The following is a 16317-nucleotide window of genomic DNA, read 5'->3' as shown; positions in this document are numbered from 1 at the left end:
ATCATTCTGATAGTCCACTTTTTCTTGTGACTTTTTGGTGCCATCGATCTCCTCTTTGGGCATGAATCCTTGCGTGACAGGCTTTGCACAGGGCAATCAGGTTGTTCCAGGCATGGGTGCCGCCTTCCGCCAGCGGTTTCTTATGGTGAACTTCTTCCGCCACCACATACCGGCCATTCTTCAGGCACAGTTCACACAGAGGATGGCTGGCAACGTAAGCATCCCGGATCTTCTTCCAAGTCCGGCCGTACCGTTTTTTACTCACAGGACTGCGTTCATACTTTTCGTATCGTTTGTCGATAATCTTCTGGTGCTTCTCGCAGTACCGCCCATCCGTCAGGTTCGGACAGCCCGGGTAAGAACAGGGGCGTTTCGGTTTTCTCGGCACAGCTGCCATCTCCTTTCGGGCAACAAAAAATCCCTGCAGATTTTCTCTGCAAGGCTACCCCACGATTGTATTTTCACAGGGTTTAACTTACAATAAAATAAGAAAGACAATGGGAAGGAGCGCACCTCATGAGTCTGGGTTACGGCGGTATCGCAAAAAAAGTAAATGAAGATAATACCTATGTGCTCTACGCATATGGTGCCTTCAACTGGAACCTCCCTGAATGTACGAACGATGATTACACACTTGATGGTTCTATCCTGATCCCAAAGAAATGTTTTGTCGGTCCAGAAATCCATCAAAAGATAAAGAAGATGCCATCTGGCAGGAAAAAGCTGGTTACTAAACCCGTCTATATTTCTTGTATTGATATAGTATGCAATGCAGTGGAAAAAGGTTTAATCGAAATAGATAACTCTCGATTCGCCTGGAAATTTTACTCAGATTCTGCCAACACAAAAACGTTTGATTTCATAGCCCTTCGGCTTCTTGATAATGCTTTTAGGGAATATCAAGAAACGGGGAAGATTCCTGAAAAAGTCTACTCCCTTGCATAAAAAAAGCCTTGTAGGATTCTTACATCCTGCAAGGCTTCACTTTATTCCCTTTTCTCGTGATTCTATCATACCACGAAGGGCCTGTTGAATTCTAGTGTTTCGCTACTGCATTTTCCTGCAATGTACTGCGCTCCTCCAAAATTTTTTCAACGGCCGCCACCCCATCACTGTGGACGGCGTAGATCCACCGGATCCCTTTGCCCATGCTCCGGGCAATGTCCTCCCAGGCATCGAAGTGGATGTACCGGTCCCGGAGGACCAGCCGCTGGGCTTCGTCTTCCACCCGGTCGATGACCTGGCCAATCTCATACTTCAGGTCCACCAGCCGGTCCACTTCCCGGTTGATTTCCTGCTCCCGCTCCCAGATCTTCTCGATGGTCCGGACGAAGGGGGCTTCCGTGGGCCGGTTGGGGTTGTGGCTTTCTTCCAGCCCGGCTGCTGAGATGCCCAGGCAAAGATGCCGGAGCTCGGCCACTTCCCGAAGATTGCTCTCTATTTTCTTATCCAGGTAGAATCCCTGTTGCAAGTACTCTTTCGCGTTCATGCTTTTCCCTCCAAATCCGCTTTGACGGCTTCAATGAGATCCGCCTGGGAACTGTCTTTCTTCTCCAGGGCCTTCAGGATCCGTTCGTCCATGGTGCCTTTCGTCACAATGTGCTGGACGATCACCGTCCGGCTGGTTTGTCCCTGCCGCCAGAGCCGGGCCACCGTCTGCTGGTAGAGTTCCAAACTCCAGGTGAGCCCGAACCAGATCAGGATGGACCCGCCCTGCTGCAGGTTGAGGCCGTGCCCGGCAGAAGCCGGATGGATCAGGGCCACCGGGATCTTCCCGGCGTTCCAGTCGGCAAAGTCCCTGCTCTCCTTCAGTTCCCTGGCTTCCATCCTCTGACAGATCCGTTCCCGGTCGTGCCGGAACCAGTAGGCCACAAGGACCGGCCGGCCATTGGCGCTTTCCACCAGGTCTTCCAGGGCATCAAGCTTTCGGTCATGGAGATGGATGGTCTTTCCGTCATCGGTGTAGATGGCTCCGTTGGCCATTTGGGTCAACTTCAGCGTAAGGGAGGCCGCATTGGCTGCCGTCACCTCGCCTCCCGGCAGTTCCAGCATGAGAGACTTTTTGAAGTCATTATACCGCTTCCGCTCCGAGTCCGAAAGATTAACCTCGGTTTTCACACGCACCAGGTCCGGCATCTGCAAATAGTCTGTGGCTTTCATGGACACGGTGATGTCCGCGATCTTTTTGTAGATGGCGTCCTCTGCTCCCGGCAAGGGCTTGTAGGAAAACACCACCATCCCGTTCCGTTTGTCCGGCTGGAAATAGGTGTTCCGGTACTGGCTGATGTATCTCCCCAGCCGCTCTCCCATGTCCAGGAGCCGGAACTCCGCCCACAGGTCCATAAGGCCGTTGCCGCTGGGAGTCCCCGTGAGGCCCACGATCCGTTTCACCTTGGGCCGCAGGGCCTTCATGGCTTTGAACCGCTGGGCCTGCTGGTTCTTGAAAGACGACAGTTCGTCCAGGACCACCATATCAAAATCCAGCCGGCAGTTCTTGCAAAGCCACACCAGGTTCTCCCGGTTCACGATGTATAGATCCGCAGGTTTCTGGAGAGCCCGCCGCCGTTCCGTCACGGACCCTACCACCACGCTGCAGGTGAGCTCCTTCAGGTGGTCCCATTTCCGGAGTTCTTCCGGCCAAGTATCTCTCGCTACTCTGAGGGGGGCCACGATCAAAACCCGGTGGACTTCAAAGGAGTCATACATCAAATCCCGAATAGCCGTCAAGGTCGTCACCGTCTTGCCGAACCTAAGCCCATATCCAGCAGGAGAGCCGTCACCGGGTGGGTCTTGATGTACTCGATGGCATAGGTCTGGTATGCATGGGGTATGAACTTCATTGGGCATCACCTCTTTCCGCGATGGTCTGCAGCAGCCCGGGGATATCTTCCAGGGCATCCAGGACGAACACCCGGAACCCCAGCTCCCGAAGCTTTTCGTGCCTTTTCACCTGCAGAACCCGTGGTTTCTTCCCCGGTGCCTTCACTTCCACAAAGGCCAGCTTCCCACCAGGAAGAAGGACCAGCCGGTCCGGCATGCCGGAAAAGGAAGGGGAAACGAACTTCACAGCCAGTCCGCCTTTCTTCCTCGTTTCCGTCACCAGCTTCAGTTCTACTTGTTTCTCATTTAAAAAGGACATCTGCTGCCTCCTTTGCCTTTGCCATCACTTCCGCATCCACCGGGGTTCTGGGTTCATGCTTCAGGTCTCCGTAAAACACATTCAGATAGTCATTGCTGACTTCCGGATGGTCATGGAACATATTGTCTTCCGCCCGGGACCGCACTTCATCAATCTTTTGCAGGACCCGCATGAATTTGTCCGTATCTGTAGACAAAAGGACCTGAGACATGTGGATGGCAAGATTTCCACCCAATGTCCGGAACAGCCGCATTTCGGCTCCCACCAGTTTGTACAGTTCAATCGTCCGTTCTTTCTTGTTGATCATCGCTTTTCCTCCTTCAGTATGGGAGTGACGGTGGTGACACTCTTCAACATACCCTCTCTATAGATCCTTTTTTAAAATCTTCTTTAGGACTTTCAGGTGAGAGTGTCACTACTGTCACTTTTCATAAGGTGCAGGTGGTGAAGGTCTCCAGCATACCTTTATATAGAACTCTTTTAAAAATTCTTCTTTAGAACTGTCAGTAGTAGACCTGCACCCACCTGCACCTTTTAGATTTTTCCATAAATCCCATGGGGTGCAGGTGGTGAAGGTCTTCAACATACCTTTATATAGAACTTCTTAAAAAATTCTTCTTTAGGACTGTCAGTAGTAGACCTGCACCCACCTGCACCTTTTAGATTTTTCCATAAATCCCATGGGGTGCAGGTGGTGAAGGTCTCTAACATACCTTTATATAGAACTCTTTTAAAAATTCTTCTTTAGGACTGTCAGTAGTAGACCTGCACCCACCTGCACCTTTTAGTCCAGAAAATCCTGTCCTTCTTTCAACCGCAGCCCGTGAACAACGATTCCTTTCTTCGTCTTGTGACGGAAGAACCCCGCCTTCTCCAGATTCCCATAGAAATCCGAAGTGCTTCTAGTGTATTCACCCGTCTGCATACAGACGATCCGGTACTGCTGGTACAAATCCCCCGACTTCTCCGTGAAGGAGGGATCCATGTCACAATGGGCGTCCAGGAATTGTCCCAGCCAATCGTTGTCCTCCCGGTATTTCTCTACCGCTTTCCGCACGGCTTCCGGTTCCTCAATCTTGAACTTCTTCCGGATGGCAGCTTCCGCGCCTTCAATGACCCACTTCAAAATGGCCGGCCCGGCTTGTTCGAACAGGTAGTCCGAATAGTTCTTGATGTCGTTTTTCCGGGTAATCCTAGCGTTGAAGGGAATGATAATCAGCCTCCGCCAGGTGCCGTCATCGTTGGCGGCCACTTTCGGCAGGTGGTTGGTGTAAAGGACCAGTGTGTGGGAGGGGACGAAATGGAAGGGAGTCTTGAACTTCTTCTCCGCTTCGATGGGGTCCACAGAACAGATCTGCTTCACCATCCCCGTATTGAGCCGCTGGCCTTCTTCCAGTTCGGAAGCGATGATCAGCCGCTTCCCTTTCAGTTCTGCAATTTCCGGTTTTACGTTTCGCCGGCAGTTCATGGTCATGGTCTCGGCGGAAATCTTGCCGGAATACAACCCCAGCACCCTGGCGATGGTGTTCCAGAAGGTGGATTTCCCGTTGGCCCCGCCGCCATAGGCGATAATCATCTGTTCGGCATAGACTCGGCCCACTGCGGCCATCCCCACGATCTGCTGCACGTACCGGATCAGCTCCTGGTCCTTGCAGAAGAACAGGTCCAGGCTTTCCTGCCACATGTTTCCTCCCTGGGTTCCGGGAGAGCAGGCGGTGACTTTGGTGATCATGTCATCCGGGTCATGGGGCCGTTTTCCATGCATCCCTTTGGAAAGGTCGTAGGTGGCTTCCGGGGTGTTCAAAAGTTCCGGATCATAGTCCAGCTCGGAAACATCCAGGGCCAGCATGGGGGTGGCGGCATTCTGGACATTGAGAATGTTCTTGTAGTTCCGGTTTTTCATGACGAATTTCTTGTAAGCATCCGCGCTGAGAAGGGCCGTCAGCAAATGGACTTTTTCCCCGGGAATCTGGTTGGCCAGGGTCTTGCTTCTGGACTTCACGTCTTCCCGGGAGATCCCGATGGCGGTCAGGTCATCTTCTGCCTGGCGGATCTTTTCTTCGGCGTCTGCCAGCTGGTCATCCATAAAGTCCTCGATGACGCCCAGAGGCTTATGTTCATCTTCATCCCAGTGATTACCCACGTAGGCGATGTACTTCGTAGCACTGGTGTACCGAAGGCGTCCCATACAGGTCCGGGCCAGGACTTTGGCTTCCCCGATATCCGAGAAGTCATCCGGCTGGAGGGACGGGTGGCCAACAGCTTTGTTGTATTCATCCGGGGGCACATACCCCTCGCTTTGCTGGATTTTGTTCCGGAAGAACTTCAGGGCACTTTTCCAGATGGTGTCCAGCTCTTTTTCCGGAAGCCGCGGTTCGCAATTCTCAGCCCGCTGCAGGTAGGCTTCGTAGGCTTTTTCCGTATCCCCATACCGCTTCAGCACCCGGCCGGCAAAGTGGGACATGGTGTTGTTCCGGTTGCCTTCCGGGATAGAACTCCCGGTATAGAAGGGAGGTTCCGTCTGGTCGGGTTCCAAAGGTCCCAGGCCGGCCAGAAAATCCGTGATGGTTTGCTTCCCTTCCTGCCATAAGATAGCTTCCGGCACCACTTCCGTGCCATACAGGAACCGGGCTGCATCCAGAGCCTGGGCGTCGAAGAAGGGAAACTCTTCCCGGATCCCCTGCTTCAGGGCCGTATAGGCTTTTTCGTCCTGCACTTCGGTGATGGGAAAATACGCATGGAACCGGGGCCGGGCTTTCCGGCCTTCCTTGGCTTTCCCGCTATTCCGGGACGGGACGATGGCCACAGCCACGTTTGGCAGCATGGCAAGGAGCTTTTCTCCCGTCACCCACTCCTTCGGATTTTCCGTATGGTCGTTGTCGCAGTCCATCACCGCCACATCGGAAGCCAGGAAGTTATCCCGGCTCCGGTAGTTGTCCTTATAGGCCGCACAAACGTGGTCGAAAGCAGCAGCCGTCCCCAGTTCCCTGCTGCTTGTGATGACTGCTTTATTAGGATATATGGCATTTCGTTCGTTGCCGGTACAGTCAGCCGTGTAAATCGTAAATCTCATTTTTCTGCCTCCTCGAGGGTTTCGTTAAAGAATCTCAGCCGATAGTTCTTCCATCTGGCCCGCCGAATCTCCGCATCCATGCCAGGAGATATGGTATCCCCGAATACCCACACTTCCCGGCAAAGGCCCATCAGGATGTTGCCGAAATGGAGCCCTGCCTCCCGTTCCTTTGGATCCCGGTCATCCAGGAACTGAGGAAAGAGGAGATGCGGAGCCAAGGGCAAGTACCCTTCTTCAAAGGCAAAGCGGCAGTACCGCCTTGCTGCCAGGATATTTTTATCCGTTGCCCCGGAATACGGGGAACAGATATATACGAGAGGCCGGTAAGCCCGGAGTGCCTTCCGCTGGGCTTCGACAGCACTGAGGGCTCTCTGCGGAGTCGGATCCGGATAGTGTTCCTGGTTATGCATGTCCATAAATGCCACACTCCTTTTCGATCAGGGGATAGTTTCCTTCCTCAGTCATCAGCCGATAGATGAACAGCCGACCTTTCTGTGTCCAATAGGTATGGACACGATTATGCAGGACGCCGTTTCCGTCCGGGATATTGAAGGTCTTTGTCGAGGTGTATCCCATGGGAGCATAAGCCTGGTAAAGCAGCCAAATATTGCCCTGTTTGTACTGGATCCCGTGTTCATGGAGCCACTGGTTCATGCGGTTTGCAGACCATCCATAGTCCTTGGCAATGGTCGATGTGCTCACCAGCTCCCTACACTGCAGGACCAGATCGAAGTACGTAGCCTTTGGCCGGAGCTCCGCAAGCTGCTGCTGTTGAGCGGCATTTATCTGTGCCAGTTCCCTTGCCCTATTCCGTTCCTCTTTAAGCTTTGTAAGAGCTGCAATCGCAAGATCCGGATTATCCAGGATGGCTTCTGTAGCATAAATGCCTGTTTTTCGGATGGCTGGAAGGACTTCATGCGTCACCCAACGCTTAAATGCCCTGGCTTCCGGTTTCCGGCTTCTGAGAATCAGCGTGTAGAGACCTGCTTCATTGACCACACGTTTTTCGGGATTCCCCGGAATACCCTCGGTTAAAACGAGGGTATTCTTCTCATCGTCATCCAGTCTCGAGAGTGCATCGCTCGGATTGCCGATATCCAGGATGCGGCATATGTCCGCAGCTACGAACCAGGATTCCCCGTTTACAACAGCCGTACGCACGTTCATTCCGTTATAAATAAAATTTTTCATATCAGTCATCTTGCTGACCTCCCTGTATGTAGTTGGGAGTTGCCTCCCACTTTGTAGCCACGGCAATCCATCAAATCTGACGGTTTCCAAAAACTTCCTGCAACTTTTTTCTTGCCCGCTTCAGCTTCTGGGTGATGTTGTTTTCATTGGCACCGATTCTGATGGAGTATCCCCGGATGGATTCTTCGTTGAGATAGACAGAGATTACCGCATCTTCCCACTCCGGCTTGTTCACCAGCACCGTATGGATTTCCTGACGGACTTTTTCTTCGCTAGCCTTGCGATCCCGTTCCGTTGCATCTCGGCTGACAGTATTCATATCTGGCATGGAGATTCCGTTCCGGCTGCACCCGCTTCCAGCAACAGTGCAGGTGTACGTATCAGGGACTGCCTCGATGGGATTCATCAAAGCCTCGTCCTTTTCATTCCGTTCCTGGTAGTCCGGGCACTCTGTTCTTCTCCGATGTTCCCTGCGCCAGTCGTTATAGAGGGGCTTGTTGAATTCTTCGTCCATGATTTCCTGGGCGCTGCGCCGGGTAACTTCTTCCCCTTCCTTTGCCGCCTGTTTTCTCAGTTCGTAATCCCTCTCGATCATGATCTGGCAGTCACCTTCAGGGACTTCCACTACCGTGACCACTGGTGCTTTCGATTCATCCCAACTGTAGTGTTTGACTCTGATTTTCATTTTTGGCATCCTTTCCGTCCGTGCCAGGGGACGAAAGGATGCCAAAAAGACCTGCGGGGAAAGTCCCCCACAGGTCCCAAAATGCCAAAATGGCGCACGGGAACAAACGGTGGGGGCATTTCCAGTCCTGTCCACCGCATCACTGCGGTGATCCAGAACTGTCTATGCATCCCATCGTCCTCATGCGCATCTCGGACTACAGAGATTTTTTTTGCTTGGGATTTTCTCCCTTGCTTGCTTAAAGTCTATCTCAGAACCCAAATTCTGTAATTGACATAAAGTGAGGTAAAATGGATATAAAATTCCTTTTTAAAAACATAAAAAAATAGGCTACCCACTGTTCGTGAGTAGCCTAAGGATGCACTGATCCATTCAGCACTTCCCAAAATATTTATTCTTGGTATCCCTCTATCAATCCATATCTACCAGTCTTACTGTCTTTGGTAAACCGGATAAGGTTTGCTTTTCCATAATCGATTGCAGGAATTTCATTTTCAATAATGATTGTCTGAGGAGGAGATTTTCTTTCCACAAAGTACCTAAACAAGCCCGACTTCATTGGATCAGGAACGAATTCATCCTTGCTCACATCCTTTTCTTTTAATGTAAGAATTGGTGAGTCAACAATAAGTAGAGCTGGATGATAATGCCCCATCTTTTCCAGACAGTTCTGTATAGCAACTGCCAAAATCGTATTTAAAAAGGCCCGGAATCCCTTTCCTTGACTTTTTTTCTTATGTCCATTAACCACAACATCGCAAGAAGCAATATCAAAATGAGAGTCTATGTAATTCTGATAGGCACACTGTACCAATAAATCTTTAAGTTCTGCATCTAAGAGCTTCTGGAACACCTCCTTAAATTTTTCTTTTGCATTCAACTGATTATTCGTAATTGTAGAACTTTCCACAGCATCCCGTTCCTCTTTGAGAAAACCGGAAAAACTCGTAATCATTTCTTGCATTTCATAAAACCGTAAAGAGCTCTGATACTCGTCAAGTTGTTCTTTCAGCCGTTTAATTTTGGGATTAAGTTCACCACTAATTTTTACACTCTGTTCTTCAGACTGTTCAAATAAATTTTCTTTTCTCTTAGTTAAAACCGAGTATTCCTCTTTTAGCGCCTTTTGAACGGACTGCAAATCTTTGACCTGTTTCTCTATTTTCTGTACTTCGTTTATGGCCGCACCGATACAATCTTCTTTATGTTCATGTGGAAGTTCCCCATTACAAAAAGGACACCTTACTGAAGGTTTAAGATCCTGAGAAATGATATTCCCTTCCGCAATAAACGTCAGTCGTTTTACGTCCGACTGATACTGTAATAAAAGTCGATCATTACGTTCTAACAATACTTCATCCTCAGCCATCTCATCAATTACCTTATTAAGTTCGTCCCCTATCACCTTACGCGAATGTAATACATCTTTGAGGATTCCCTTTGTTGCACCGATTTCATCAATTGTCTGATCAATTTTTTGTCTTAATTCATCAGGCTGCATTGAAGGTTGTATCTCATCAAAAGATGACTTTTGCATTTCTAAAAATCCCATACCACGATCTACTACACCCTTTACACTTTCATCTTTTGCTTTTTTTATTTTAGGATCAATAAAAGAATCTTTAGGGAGATAATTATTTCCCGTGCCCAGGTATAATAATGCTGTTAAAGTTGAAGTACTAACACTATTATTTGGTCCCTTCCCTTTCAAGATACTGGCTTTATTGTGAATCCGATCTTCATCTATCATATAGGTATGATAAAAAGTTCGAGCTGTGAGAGACTGAGACTTTCCTTCCTGCGAATTAATAATCCTGATATCTGTTGAAATTCCCATGAGCATCAGCCATACGCTGTTTATAGCCCCAAATTTCTTAGAAGGTTTCATTTTATATGTGCCTGAATCTATTCCTTCTACATGACTTATCACTTCAAACTCTTGGGAATTCACTTCTCTGCTTATAGAAAGCGCATTGCCATTAGCATCTATGCCAATCGCAACATTCTGTACCTTTAGGTTTGAATCAAAGCTGCTTTCTTTTGCTCCCATCATATAATCAATGCAATCAAGGACCATGCTTTTACCAGAATTGGAAGGCCCATAGATAATATTTAGCCCTGGTTCGAACATCAGTCTTGACTCACCGTCATTTGCAGTAATCTTAAGCCATTTTATATAAAACATTAATATTACTCCTTTATATTTTTAATAGAACGAGTATGGATTATATTGAGTAATTTTTCATCACTTTTATAGCCATACTTTTGGAGGGCTAGAGCTGCTGCTGTACAATATTCTTTTGCATATGTGCTGCTAAATTTGCTTGATAGCTGTATCCCATAGTTTGTTATTTTATAGAAATATCCCTTGTCAATTCGCACTTCCAGTATTTCCTGCCGAACCAATTTTTTTATTGCTTCCACTACAAGAGATTGTCTACCAGCCATTTCTGCGTACATAAAATCATTATCACCGTGTAGGTTTCTGGATAACAAATCAAAGTTTTTTGCGTAGCAGCTCATAAAATCAAGAACAACAAGTCTCGTCCTGGAAAAACACATTTCTGGTAAACAGCTTGTCAAAAGAAGAATCCTCATTGCCATTTCGAAAGAAGTATTGAAAAGCTTATGTTTGTTTGTTTCGGTTTCCTGCGGCGCAGATTTCCGTATACCAGACAAATCAAAAGTTCCAGTTTTCAGTTTAATCACCCTCCATCCAATGAAGACGATCATCGTTTACCAACATATGGCAAATACCTTTTTTCTCTCCTGGACCAACCCAGTTCAAGGTTAGTGTATTTAGATTGGCGGATAGCTGAATCAACGTAGCATGTTCCATTACCGCTGACAAGCGATCATAGCCAGAGTCATATTCTTTTTCTTCTGTTGTAACAACACCCTCATATATCTCGTCTTTCAAACAATCAAAATTTTGAGTTTCATCTGGACAAACCGTATCTCTCAAACCTCGTCTGATGGTTTCCGCAAGATAATAGTCTTTCCTTTGCCGGTTAAAGTGCTTCTTTAATCTAGGATACGGCTCAAGGTCTTCTGCTCTTTCACATTTCGCTCCTGTTTTTTCCTGATAAACTCCGAACAATTCTTTTACATACTTTAGCTCTTCATCTGCAACCGTTGATGGTGGAGATATCGGAGATGGTTTCTTGAATCTTCTGACAACTCTGTTAAACGCGTCAAGATCACTACTGATATCCAGTGTCGCCTCTGACGGGGGTTCTTCAGGCTGGTCTTTTTTTCGATTATCCTGCAAAATAGCATATAAAAAAGCCTTCCCCAAAAAATTGCCTGGCTCCCCCTCGGTATAACATCTTTCTAAATCTCTTCTCTGTTCTTCTGGCAAATCGGAATCTTTGATAAGTGCAATCAGATCATTTAGCATGTCTCCTGTTTTCACGCTACTTAAGTATCCTTCGAGAACTTTATCAGTAAAATATTTCCCAATTCTATATTGAACATCTTTATTCTCCACCGCGTCTTTCAAAGTTCGGGGAATATCGGCTTCTTGTTTATACCATGAACCAGCTAACTTACTATTCACATAATATGGTTCATGATTTCTATTAAGTACATTACCCAGGGTAATAACAGGTTCAAAAAGGATTTTTGCCACACTGGTCATACTGGGATGAGATGCACCTTTTTTAAACACTCTAGCAAATGACGCGTAGTTATATACTCGCATGAATTATCACCTCTTTCAGACGATAATGTGCATTTATATTGGTAATAATATTGTACTACATTTTATGGTTATATCCATAGTCGGGAGTAGCAAACATAAAGATCTCATAATATAAACTGCCGCAGTATGCCTAGTGAATTTTACCAGGGGCTGCTATAGGATCTAAATCATGAACGATTACCAAGCTATAGAACAATACCCCTTTAATCTACCGTTCAAACGTTGTGCATTTTGAATTTCAGAAAATGGGTTCTCGAAAATTTAAAAATGATTTTTGCCGAAAAATAAAAATGGACCTCCAAAGCGGCATGCTTCAAAAGCCCATATATCAAGCGATTTTCAAGATTTGGGGTGCGAAAAGTTCTTTTATCAATACGGGGATTTGCATTTCGTAGGCGCTGAAGCCCTTTTTGGCTTCCTGGCCCCAGGTCACAATGTGGGTCAGCAGCTGGGAAACCGATTGGGGGGTATAGAATTCTCCCGCCTTCTGGCCCATATCGGAGGCAAAAGTGCCGATCAGATATTCATAAGCATCCCCCAGCACATCCCCGCTGTGGCTGTCCAGGTTCAAGGGAGCCAGGGCCGTCATCACCTGGGCGATCATGTCATTCCGCTTTTGGGGGGTGGATCCCAGCTTGGTGGAATACAGGTCCACATCGTCGAACAGATGGCCCAACAGGTCCGGATTGGACTGTTCAATATCCCGGAAAGCCTGGTTCAGGTTTTCCAGCTGGAAGGTCTGCTTCCGGATGGCGTCCATCTGGGCGGCAAAGGTGAAATCCGGCTTGATTTTATAGTCCATATCCATGGAACTCAAGAGATCCTCATGGGCGTCTTCATCATCGTAATATTGCTTATAAACAGCCTGGCGCTGTTCTTCCGTGGCCACCTGTTCCGGGTCCACTTCACCGGCATCCACCAGCACATTCGCTGCTGCTTCCAGAGTCTTATCGGACAAATGTTTATAAAAAATAAGGCCCAGAGCATAGTTCATGTAAGAGGCTGCCCCCATGGTCTGGCGCATCACGTTGGCAGAATCCCACAGAACCTGTTCCAGGCTTTTTTCGTCAGTGCTCATCGTTGTGAATCTCCTTTAGGATAATTTGGCGTGCTTGCTTGTGATATTTTTATTGTATCACAGAATCAGAGCCTCTTTTTCGTTAAATTTATTATACCCCACCCCCTGTCCAAAAAGGCAGACAAAAAAACGTCAGACTGGCCCTTGGGGCCGCATCTGACGTCTTACAAGAGCCCTCTTCACTCTCCCCTCTTCATCTTCTCCAGTGCCTTCCGGTACCAGCCGTAAAGGGTGGACAGGGGGCACTGATGGATTTCCTGGAGCTTTTTCCAGGGTATTTGCTGGATGGCCGCTTGGCGGACCAGGAGCCGTTCCTTGGGGGTGAGCTGTCGGAAGGCTCGGAGGATTTCTTCCTTCCGGATTCCCCGAAGAAAATCTTCCTGGTAGCTGGATTCGCCTCCTTCCATCACCTGGACTTTTTCCTGGATTTTGTTCCAGCGCGCCTCTTTCCGGATGTAATGGGACAGCAGAAAGGTAAGATGAGTTTTCACAAATCCAGGGAATCTTCTGGCGTCTTCTCCCGGATATTTCACGATGGCTTCCAGGATTCCCAGCACCAGGGTACTTGCCAGATCCGGCCGCAGAGACAGGTTCTTTTCCTGGCCGGCCAGTTTCTTTACCAAAGGGCGAAAGGCTGTAACGATGGCCATTTGGGCTTTAGGATCCCCCTGTTTGGCTTGGGGCAGCAGAGCTGCCAGTTCTTCGTTTTCCATGAGGGCTCCTTTCTTCAGGCAAAAAGGCTGGTGTCCAGATCCCACTGTTCCGTTTTTTTCCGTTTTTCCGTTTCCTGGGGAATCCACCGTTCCAGGTTCCACCGCCGGTCCCTGCCTTTGGCTTCCAGGTCCAGGGTCATGCCGGCGATCCGGCTGATGAGACGGTTGATGGTCCGGCTTTCTTCTTTTCCAATCCGGCCTTTTGCGTCCAGGAGTTTGGCCTGGAGTTCCGGCAGGGAGAAATTGCTGGTAAAAATTGTCTGCCGCCTGGCGGTATACCGGGCATCGATCAAGAGGAACAGCTGCTCCAGCCCCCATTCGGTGACTTTGGCGGTGCCCAGATCGTCCAGGATCAGGCAGGGGACTTCCTGGTACCGGTCCATCCGCTGGTTCCAGTCCCCGGTAATGTTCCGCCGCAGCTGGTTCAAAAGGCCGGCGGTGGTCATGAACCGGACAGCTTTTCCCTGGAGGATCTTTTCTTTGGCGTACAGGGCCGCCAGCATGGTCTTCCCCACCCCGGAAGGCCCATGGAGATAAAAGCCCCGGTTTTCCTGGGGATCTGCGGCCATTTTCCGGATGGTTTCAACTGCTTTCCGGTTCCCCTCGTCCACCTGATATTCTGCAAAGGTGCTGGAACGGAACATTTCCGGCAGACCGGCCTGATCCAGCAGATGCTGTTTCCGCCATTCCCGCTTCTGGATGTTTTCATAGGGACAGGGATGCATGGCTTCCCGGACGGTACCGGCGTAATAGACCACCAAAGGCATGTAGCCGGGAGTGGGCTGAATACATTTTTTTCCTCTGCACTGCCGGCACAGTTCCTGGGCCTTCAGGGCACGCTGGATGTGGATTTCTGAATAGAGGTACTTGGATTCGGGCAGCCGGATTTCCGGTCCTACCAGATTCTGCACGGAGATGATTTTTCCTTCGGCGGGTTTGGCTTTGACGGGGTCTGTGTGTTTTTCCATGATAAGGCTCCTTTCTTCCATGTCCACGGACAGAGGATTGAAAGGTCAAAGTCCGGCTTTGACTTTTCTTTTTCATACTTTTTCTTGTTATTTTACTCTATTCTTCTTAGTCTTATTCGGTGGACAGCTGGTATACCAAATGGCCGCCAGCTGTTTTTTCACCCTCTCACACCTCTTCCACCCAGCTGCAATGGGGCCGGGCGAAGGATTCCTCCTCTCTTTCCCGGTCTGCCAGGGGCCAGCCTTCTGACAGGCTGCTGACAGCCGGACGTCGGGGCAACGGTCCGTCCTCCGTCCTGCCAACCGCAGGGCAAGGGGCAGCCGGAAGATTACACTCGCTGTTGAGAATATAGATTTTCTCCTTTGTCAGTGTAACCAACCTCTTTTCGGGAAGGACGCTTTCGTGGTGCCGATCAGGGCGGATGTAGTTGTGCTGGAACCAGTGTTTCACCAGTACCACCCCGGAAGCGAACCGGATCAGGTAGCCTTTTTCTTCCAGCACCTCCAGATATTCTTTCCGGGAATCCACCATCCGCACCAGGGTCAGTGGGTTGGAAATGAATCCATCGTCGTCGGCTTCCAGCATCAGCTGATAATACAGCAGCTGGATAGCGTTGTTCATGGCCAGGAATATGTCACTCATGACAATCTGGCGTTTGATCATACGGCGTTCAGCCATATTTTCCCATCTCCTTTTCTTTCGAAAAATTCTGTCTATATGAAATGCCAGGCATCCCATAGGGCCCCTGGCGGAGGACAGCCATCAGGACTGGTTCCTGCCTGTTCAATCGGTCTCCTGGTCTTCTGGCTGGAAGGTAAGGATCTCTTCGATCCGCAGATCGGTCACCTGGCTGATTACCTCCAGGGTCCTGAGGGAGGGCACATAGTTGGGGTTCCGCTCCTTCCCGATTTTTTTCATCCGGCTCAGGGTACGGATGGAAATCCCGCTGATATGGGAAAATTCTTTCATGGTCAGATCATTGTTTTCCATCCAGGTGAACAGTAAGCGGCATTGCGCCATGGGCATCATCTCCTTCTTTGATAAGTTTTTACTTATGTATACTATTATACAATGTAAATATTTTCTGTAAACACAAAGGACACAAGTGTCCTGTAAAGGAGAACCGGGCGGCACGGCTCCGCCGGCCGGGGGCCGATGGAGGCCAGATGGGACGCGTTTGCAGGTTCATCGTTTGTCGTTCATCGTGAGTCGTTATGGAAGGAACCCGTACCCGGGTTCCTTTGAATAAGGACGCAGCTGACGCTGCTAACCCACCACCAGCCTGTCGGCCGGTCCCCCGCCCTTGAAAAGGGCGGATATACGCTCGGAGCTCCGCCCCATGGCTTTACGGTGGGTGCCATGACGTAAACCCGCGTGCCCACTATCCTCCTCGTCGGGGTGGAATCATCGCCCGGGGCTCCGCCCCATTGCTTTTGTGACACGCGAGCTGTGCCCTAGTGTCACTATCCGCCCTTTTCAAGGGCGGGGGACCGTTGCGCTTGCGCAATGGTGGTGGGTTAGCAGCCCCCAGGGGCTGCGTTTCCCTTCAAAAGCATCTGCCCGCGGCAGATGGTCTCCTTCTGCGTGAGACGGAAAAGCGTCCCTGCCTCTTTTCCCAATTTCCTCCGAAAAAATCCTCCCTGCCGTCTCTTAACCAGTGTAAGGAGGCGGTGACATGGAAGCAATCAAACGGCAGGAGGTTCTGGAACTGGCCCGCAGGGCCCGTGGGCACATCCGGAAAATTTACCTGCACTGGACGGCTGGAA

General features: G+C 49.3%; 17 protein-coding genes and 1 pseudogene. 1 reads left to right on the top strand and 17 read right to left on the bottom strand.

The genetic code is table 11. The annotated features are described in order from the left end of the window. Nucleotide 1: 1 nt before the first annotated feature. Nucleotides 2-265, bottom strand: coding sequence for an HNH endonuclease (locus ACTQY5_RS00090; protein WP_256334077.1), 264 nt, complete (start codon nucleotides 263-265; stop codon nucleotides 2-4). Nucleotides 266-516: 251 nt separating this feature from the next. On the opposite strand from ACTQY5_RS00090, the gene ACTQY5_RS00085 reads away from it, so the two are divergent. Further along, a complete protein-coding gene (locus ACTQY5_RS00085) occupies nucleotides 517-945 on the top strand; it encodes a hypothetical protein (RefSeq protein ID WP_074707500.1) in 429 nt (142 codons plus the stop codon). 91 nt (nucleotides 946-1036) lie between these two features. Here ACTQY5_RS00085 and ACTQY5_RS00080 read toward each other — a convergent pair whose 3' ends face one another. The 16 genes and pseudogenes from ACTQY5_RS00080 to ACTQY5_RS00005 all read right to left on the bottom strand — a co-directional run bounded on the left by ACTQY5_RS00080 (nucleotide 1037) and on the right by ACTQY5_RS00005 (nucleotide 15571). Then, the gene (locus ACTQY5_RS00080) at nucleotides 1037-1489 is read right to left on the bottom strand and encodes a hypothetical protein (RefSeq protein WP_045172485.1); all 453 of its coding nucleotides are present in this window, start codon (nucleotides 1487-1489) and stop codon (nucleotides 1037-1039) included. Continuing rightward, nucleotides 1486-2840: pseudogene (locus ACTQY5_RS00075) on the bottom strand (SNF2-related protein). The gene ACTQY5_RS00080 and the pseudogene ACTQY5_RS00075 overlap by 4 nt, the downstream one beginning before the upstream one ends. Continuing rightward, entirely contained in the window at nucleotides 2837-3139 is a 303-nt protein-coding gene (locus tag ACTQY5_RS00070; RefSeq protein WP_441094360.1) for a VRR-NUC domain-containing protein, read from the bottom strand. Before ACTQY5_RS00070 ends, ACTQY5_RS00075 begins: the two are co-directional and overlap by 4 nt. Beyond that, a complete protein-coding gene (locus tag ACTQY5_RS00065) occupies nucleotides 3123-3446 on the bottom strand; it encodes a hypothetical protein (protein WP_014128939.1) in 324 nt (107 codons plus the stop codon). Before ACTQY5_RS00065 ends, ACTQY5_RS00070 begins: the two co-directional genes overlap by 17 nt. Nucleotides 3447-3923: 477 nt before the next feature. After that, nucleotides 3924-6212, bottom strand: a complete 2289-nt coding sequence (locus ACTQY5_RS00060; protein ID WP_441094359.1) for a phage/plasmid primase, P4 family — start codon at nucleotides 6210-6212, stop codon at nucleotides 3924-3926. Further along, a complete protein-coding gene (locus ACTQY5_RS00055; RefSeq protein ID WP_105327463.1) occupies nucleotides 6209-6628 on the bottom strand; it encodes a DUF7768 domain-containing protein in 420 nt (139 codons plus the stop codon). Before ACTQY5_RS00055 ends, ACTQY5_RS00060 begins: the two co-directional genes overlap by 4 nt. Continuing rightward, nucleotides 6615-7412, bottom strand: a complete 798-nt coding sequence (locus ACTQY5_RS00050) for a phage antirepressor (RefSeq protein WP_441094358.1) — start codon at nucleotides 7410-7412, stop codon at nucleotides 6615-6617. Before ACTQY5_RS00050 ends, ACTQY5_RS00055 begins: the two co-directional genes overlap by 14 nt. A gap of 61 nt (nucleotides 7413-7473) precedes the next feature. Further along, nucleotides 7474-8088: a hypothetical protein gene (locus ACTQY5_RS00045; protein ID WP_441094357.1), complete on the bottom strand. Its 615-nt coding sequence runs from the start codon at nucleotides 8086-8088 to the stop codon at nucleotides 7474-7476. Nucleotides 8089-8479: 391 nt separating this feature from the next. After that, the gene (locus ACTQY5_RS00040; RefSeq protein WP_441094356.1) at nucleotides 8480-10273 is read right to left on the bottom strand and encodes a hypothetical protein; all 1794 of its coding nucleotides are present in this window, start codon (nucleotides 10271-10273) and stop codon (nucleotides 8480-8482) included. Between the two features lie 5 nt (nucleotides 10274-10278). Then, nucleotides 10279-10797 carry an ABC-three component system middle component 2 gene (locus tag ACTQY5_RS00035; protein ID WP_279002270.1) on the bottom strand — a complete coding sequence of 173 codons (519 nt, stop codon included), beginning with the start codon at nucleotides 10795-10797 and terminating at the stop codon, nucleotides 10279-10281. Continuing rightward, complete coding sequence (locus ACTQY5_RS00030) at nucleotides 10790-11791, bottom strand: ABC-three component system protein (protein WP_441094355.1); 1002 nt, start codon at nucleotides 11789-11791, stop codon at nucleotides 10790-10792. Before ACTQY5_RS00030 ends, ACTQY5_RS00035 begins: the two co-directional genes overlap by 8 nt. Nucleotides 11792-12119: 328 nt before the next feature. Further along, on the bottom strand, nucleotides 12120-12869 hold the full coding sequence (locus ACTQY5_RS00025; protein ID WP_441368593.1) for a type I restriction-modification system subunit M N-terminal domain-containing protein: 750 nt from the start codon (nucleotides 12867-12869) through the stop codon (nucleotides 12120-12122). A gap of 179 nt (nucleotides 12870-13048) precedes the next feature. Then, complete coding sequence (locus ACTQY5_RS00020; protein WP_441368592.1) at nucleotides 13049-13582, bottom strand: sigma-70 family RNA polymerase sigma factor; 534 nt, start codon at nucleotides 13580-13582, stop codon at nucleotides 13049-13051. 14 nt (nucleotides 13583-13596) lie between these two features. Further along, a complete protein-coding gene (locus tag ACTQY5_RS00015; RefSeq protein ID WP_441368591.1) occupies nucleotides 13597-14550 on the bottom strand; it encodes an ATP-binding protein in 954 nt (317 codons plus the stop codon). 166 nt (nucleotides 14551-14716) lie between these two features. After that, nucleotides 14717-15229, bottom strand: a complete 513-nt coding sequence (locus ACTQY5_RS00010; protein ID WP_154487226.1) for a hypothetical protein — start codon at nucleotides 15227-15229, stop codon at nucleotides 14717-14719. 105 nt (nucleotides 15230-15334) lie between these two features. Continuing rightward, complete coding sequence (locus ACTQY5_RS00005) at nucleotides 15335-15571, bottom strand: helix-turn-helix domain-containing protein (RefSeq protein WP_195839580.1); 237 nt, start codon at nucleotides 15569-15571, stop codon at nucleotides 15335-15337. Nucleotides 15572-16317 lie beyond the last annotated feature (746 nt).

It is taken from the genome of Acidaminococcus sp. HCP3S3_H5 (assembly GCF_052122235.1).
Taxonomy (GTDB): Bacteria; Bacillota; Negativicutes; order Acidaminococcales; family Acidaminococcaceae; genus Acidaminococcus.
The sequence above is the reverse complement of the archived record's forward strand: the minus strand, read 5'-3'. Positions and strand labels throughout refer to the sequence as shown.

Bases quoted from the DNA above. Each gene is read 5' to 3' on its own strand.
- ACTQY5_RS00065 (WP_014128939.1), bottom strand. From the start codon at position 3,446: ATGATCAACAAGAAAGAACGGACGATTGAACTGTACAAACTGGTGGGA.
- ACTQY5_RS00025 (WP_441368593.1), bottom strand. From the start codon at position 12,869: ATGAGCACTGACGAAAAAAGCCTGGAACAGGTTCTGTGGGATTCTGCC.
- ACTQY5_RS00060 (WP_441094359.1), bottom strand. From the start codon at position 6,212: ATGAGATTTACGATTTACACGGCTGACTGTACCGGCAACGAACGAAAT.
- ACTQY5_RS00020 (WP_441368592.1), bottom strand. From the start codon at position 13,582: ATGGAAAACGAAGAACTGGCAGCTCTGCTGCCCCAAGCCAAACAGGGG.
- ACTQY5_RS00015 (WP_441368591.1), bottom strand. From the start codon at position 14,550: ATGGAAAAACACACAGACCCCGTCAAAGCCAAACCCGCCGAAGGAAAA.
- ACTQY5_RS00010 (WP_154487226.1), bottom strand. From the start codon at position 15,229: ATGGCTGAACGCCGTATGATCAAACGCCAGATTGTCATGAGTGACATA.
- ACTQY5_RS00070 (WP_441094360.1), bottom strand. From the start codon at position 3,139: ATGTCCTTTTTAAATGAGAAACAAGTAGAACTGAAGCTGGTGACGGAA.
- ACTQY5_RS00045 (WP_441094357.1), bottom strand. From the start codon at position 8,088: ATGAAAATCAGAGTCAAACACTACAGTTGGGATGAATCGAAAGCACCA.
- ACTQY5_RS00040 (WP_441094356.1), bottom strand. From the start codon at position 10,273: ATGTTTTATATAAAATGGCTTAAGATTACTGCAAATGACGGTGAGTCA.
- ACTQY5_RS00080 (WP_045172485.1), bottom strand. From the start codon at position 1,489: ATGAACGCGAAAGAGTACTTGCAACAGGGATTCTACCTGGATAAGAAA.
- ACTQY5_RS00055 (WP_105327463.1), bottom strand. From the start codon at position 6,628: ATGGACATGCATAACCAGGAACACTATCCGGATCCGACTCCGCAGAGA.
- ACTQY5_RS00005 (WP_195839580.1), bottom strand. From the start codon at position 15,571: ATGGCGCAATGCCGCTTACTGTTCACCTGGATGGAAAACAATGATCTG.
- ACTQY5_RS00050 (WP_441094358.1), bottom strand. From the start codon at position 7,412: ATGACTGATATGAAAAATTTTATTTATAACGGAATGAACGTGCGTACG.
- ACTQY5_RS00085 (WP_074707500.1), top strand. From the start codon at position 517: ATGAGTCTGGGTTACGGCGGTATCGCAAAAAAAGTAAATGAAGATAAT.
- ACTQY5_RS00030 (WP_441094355.1), bottom strand. From the start codon at position 11,791: ATGCGAGTATATAACTACGCGTCATTTGCTAGAGTGTTTAAAAAAGGT.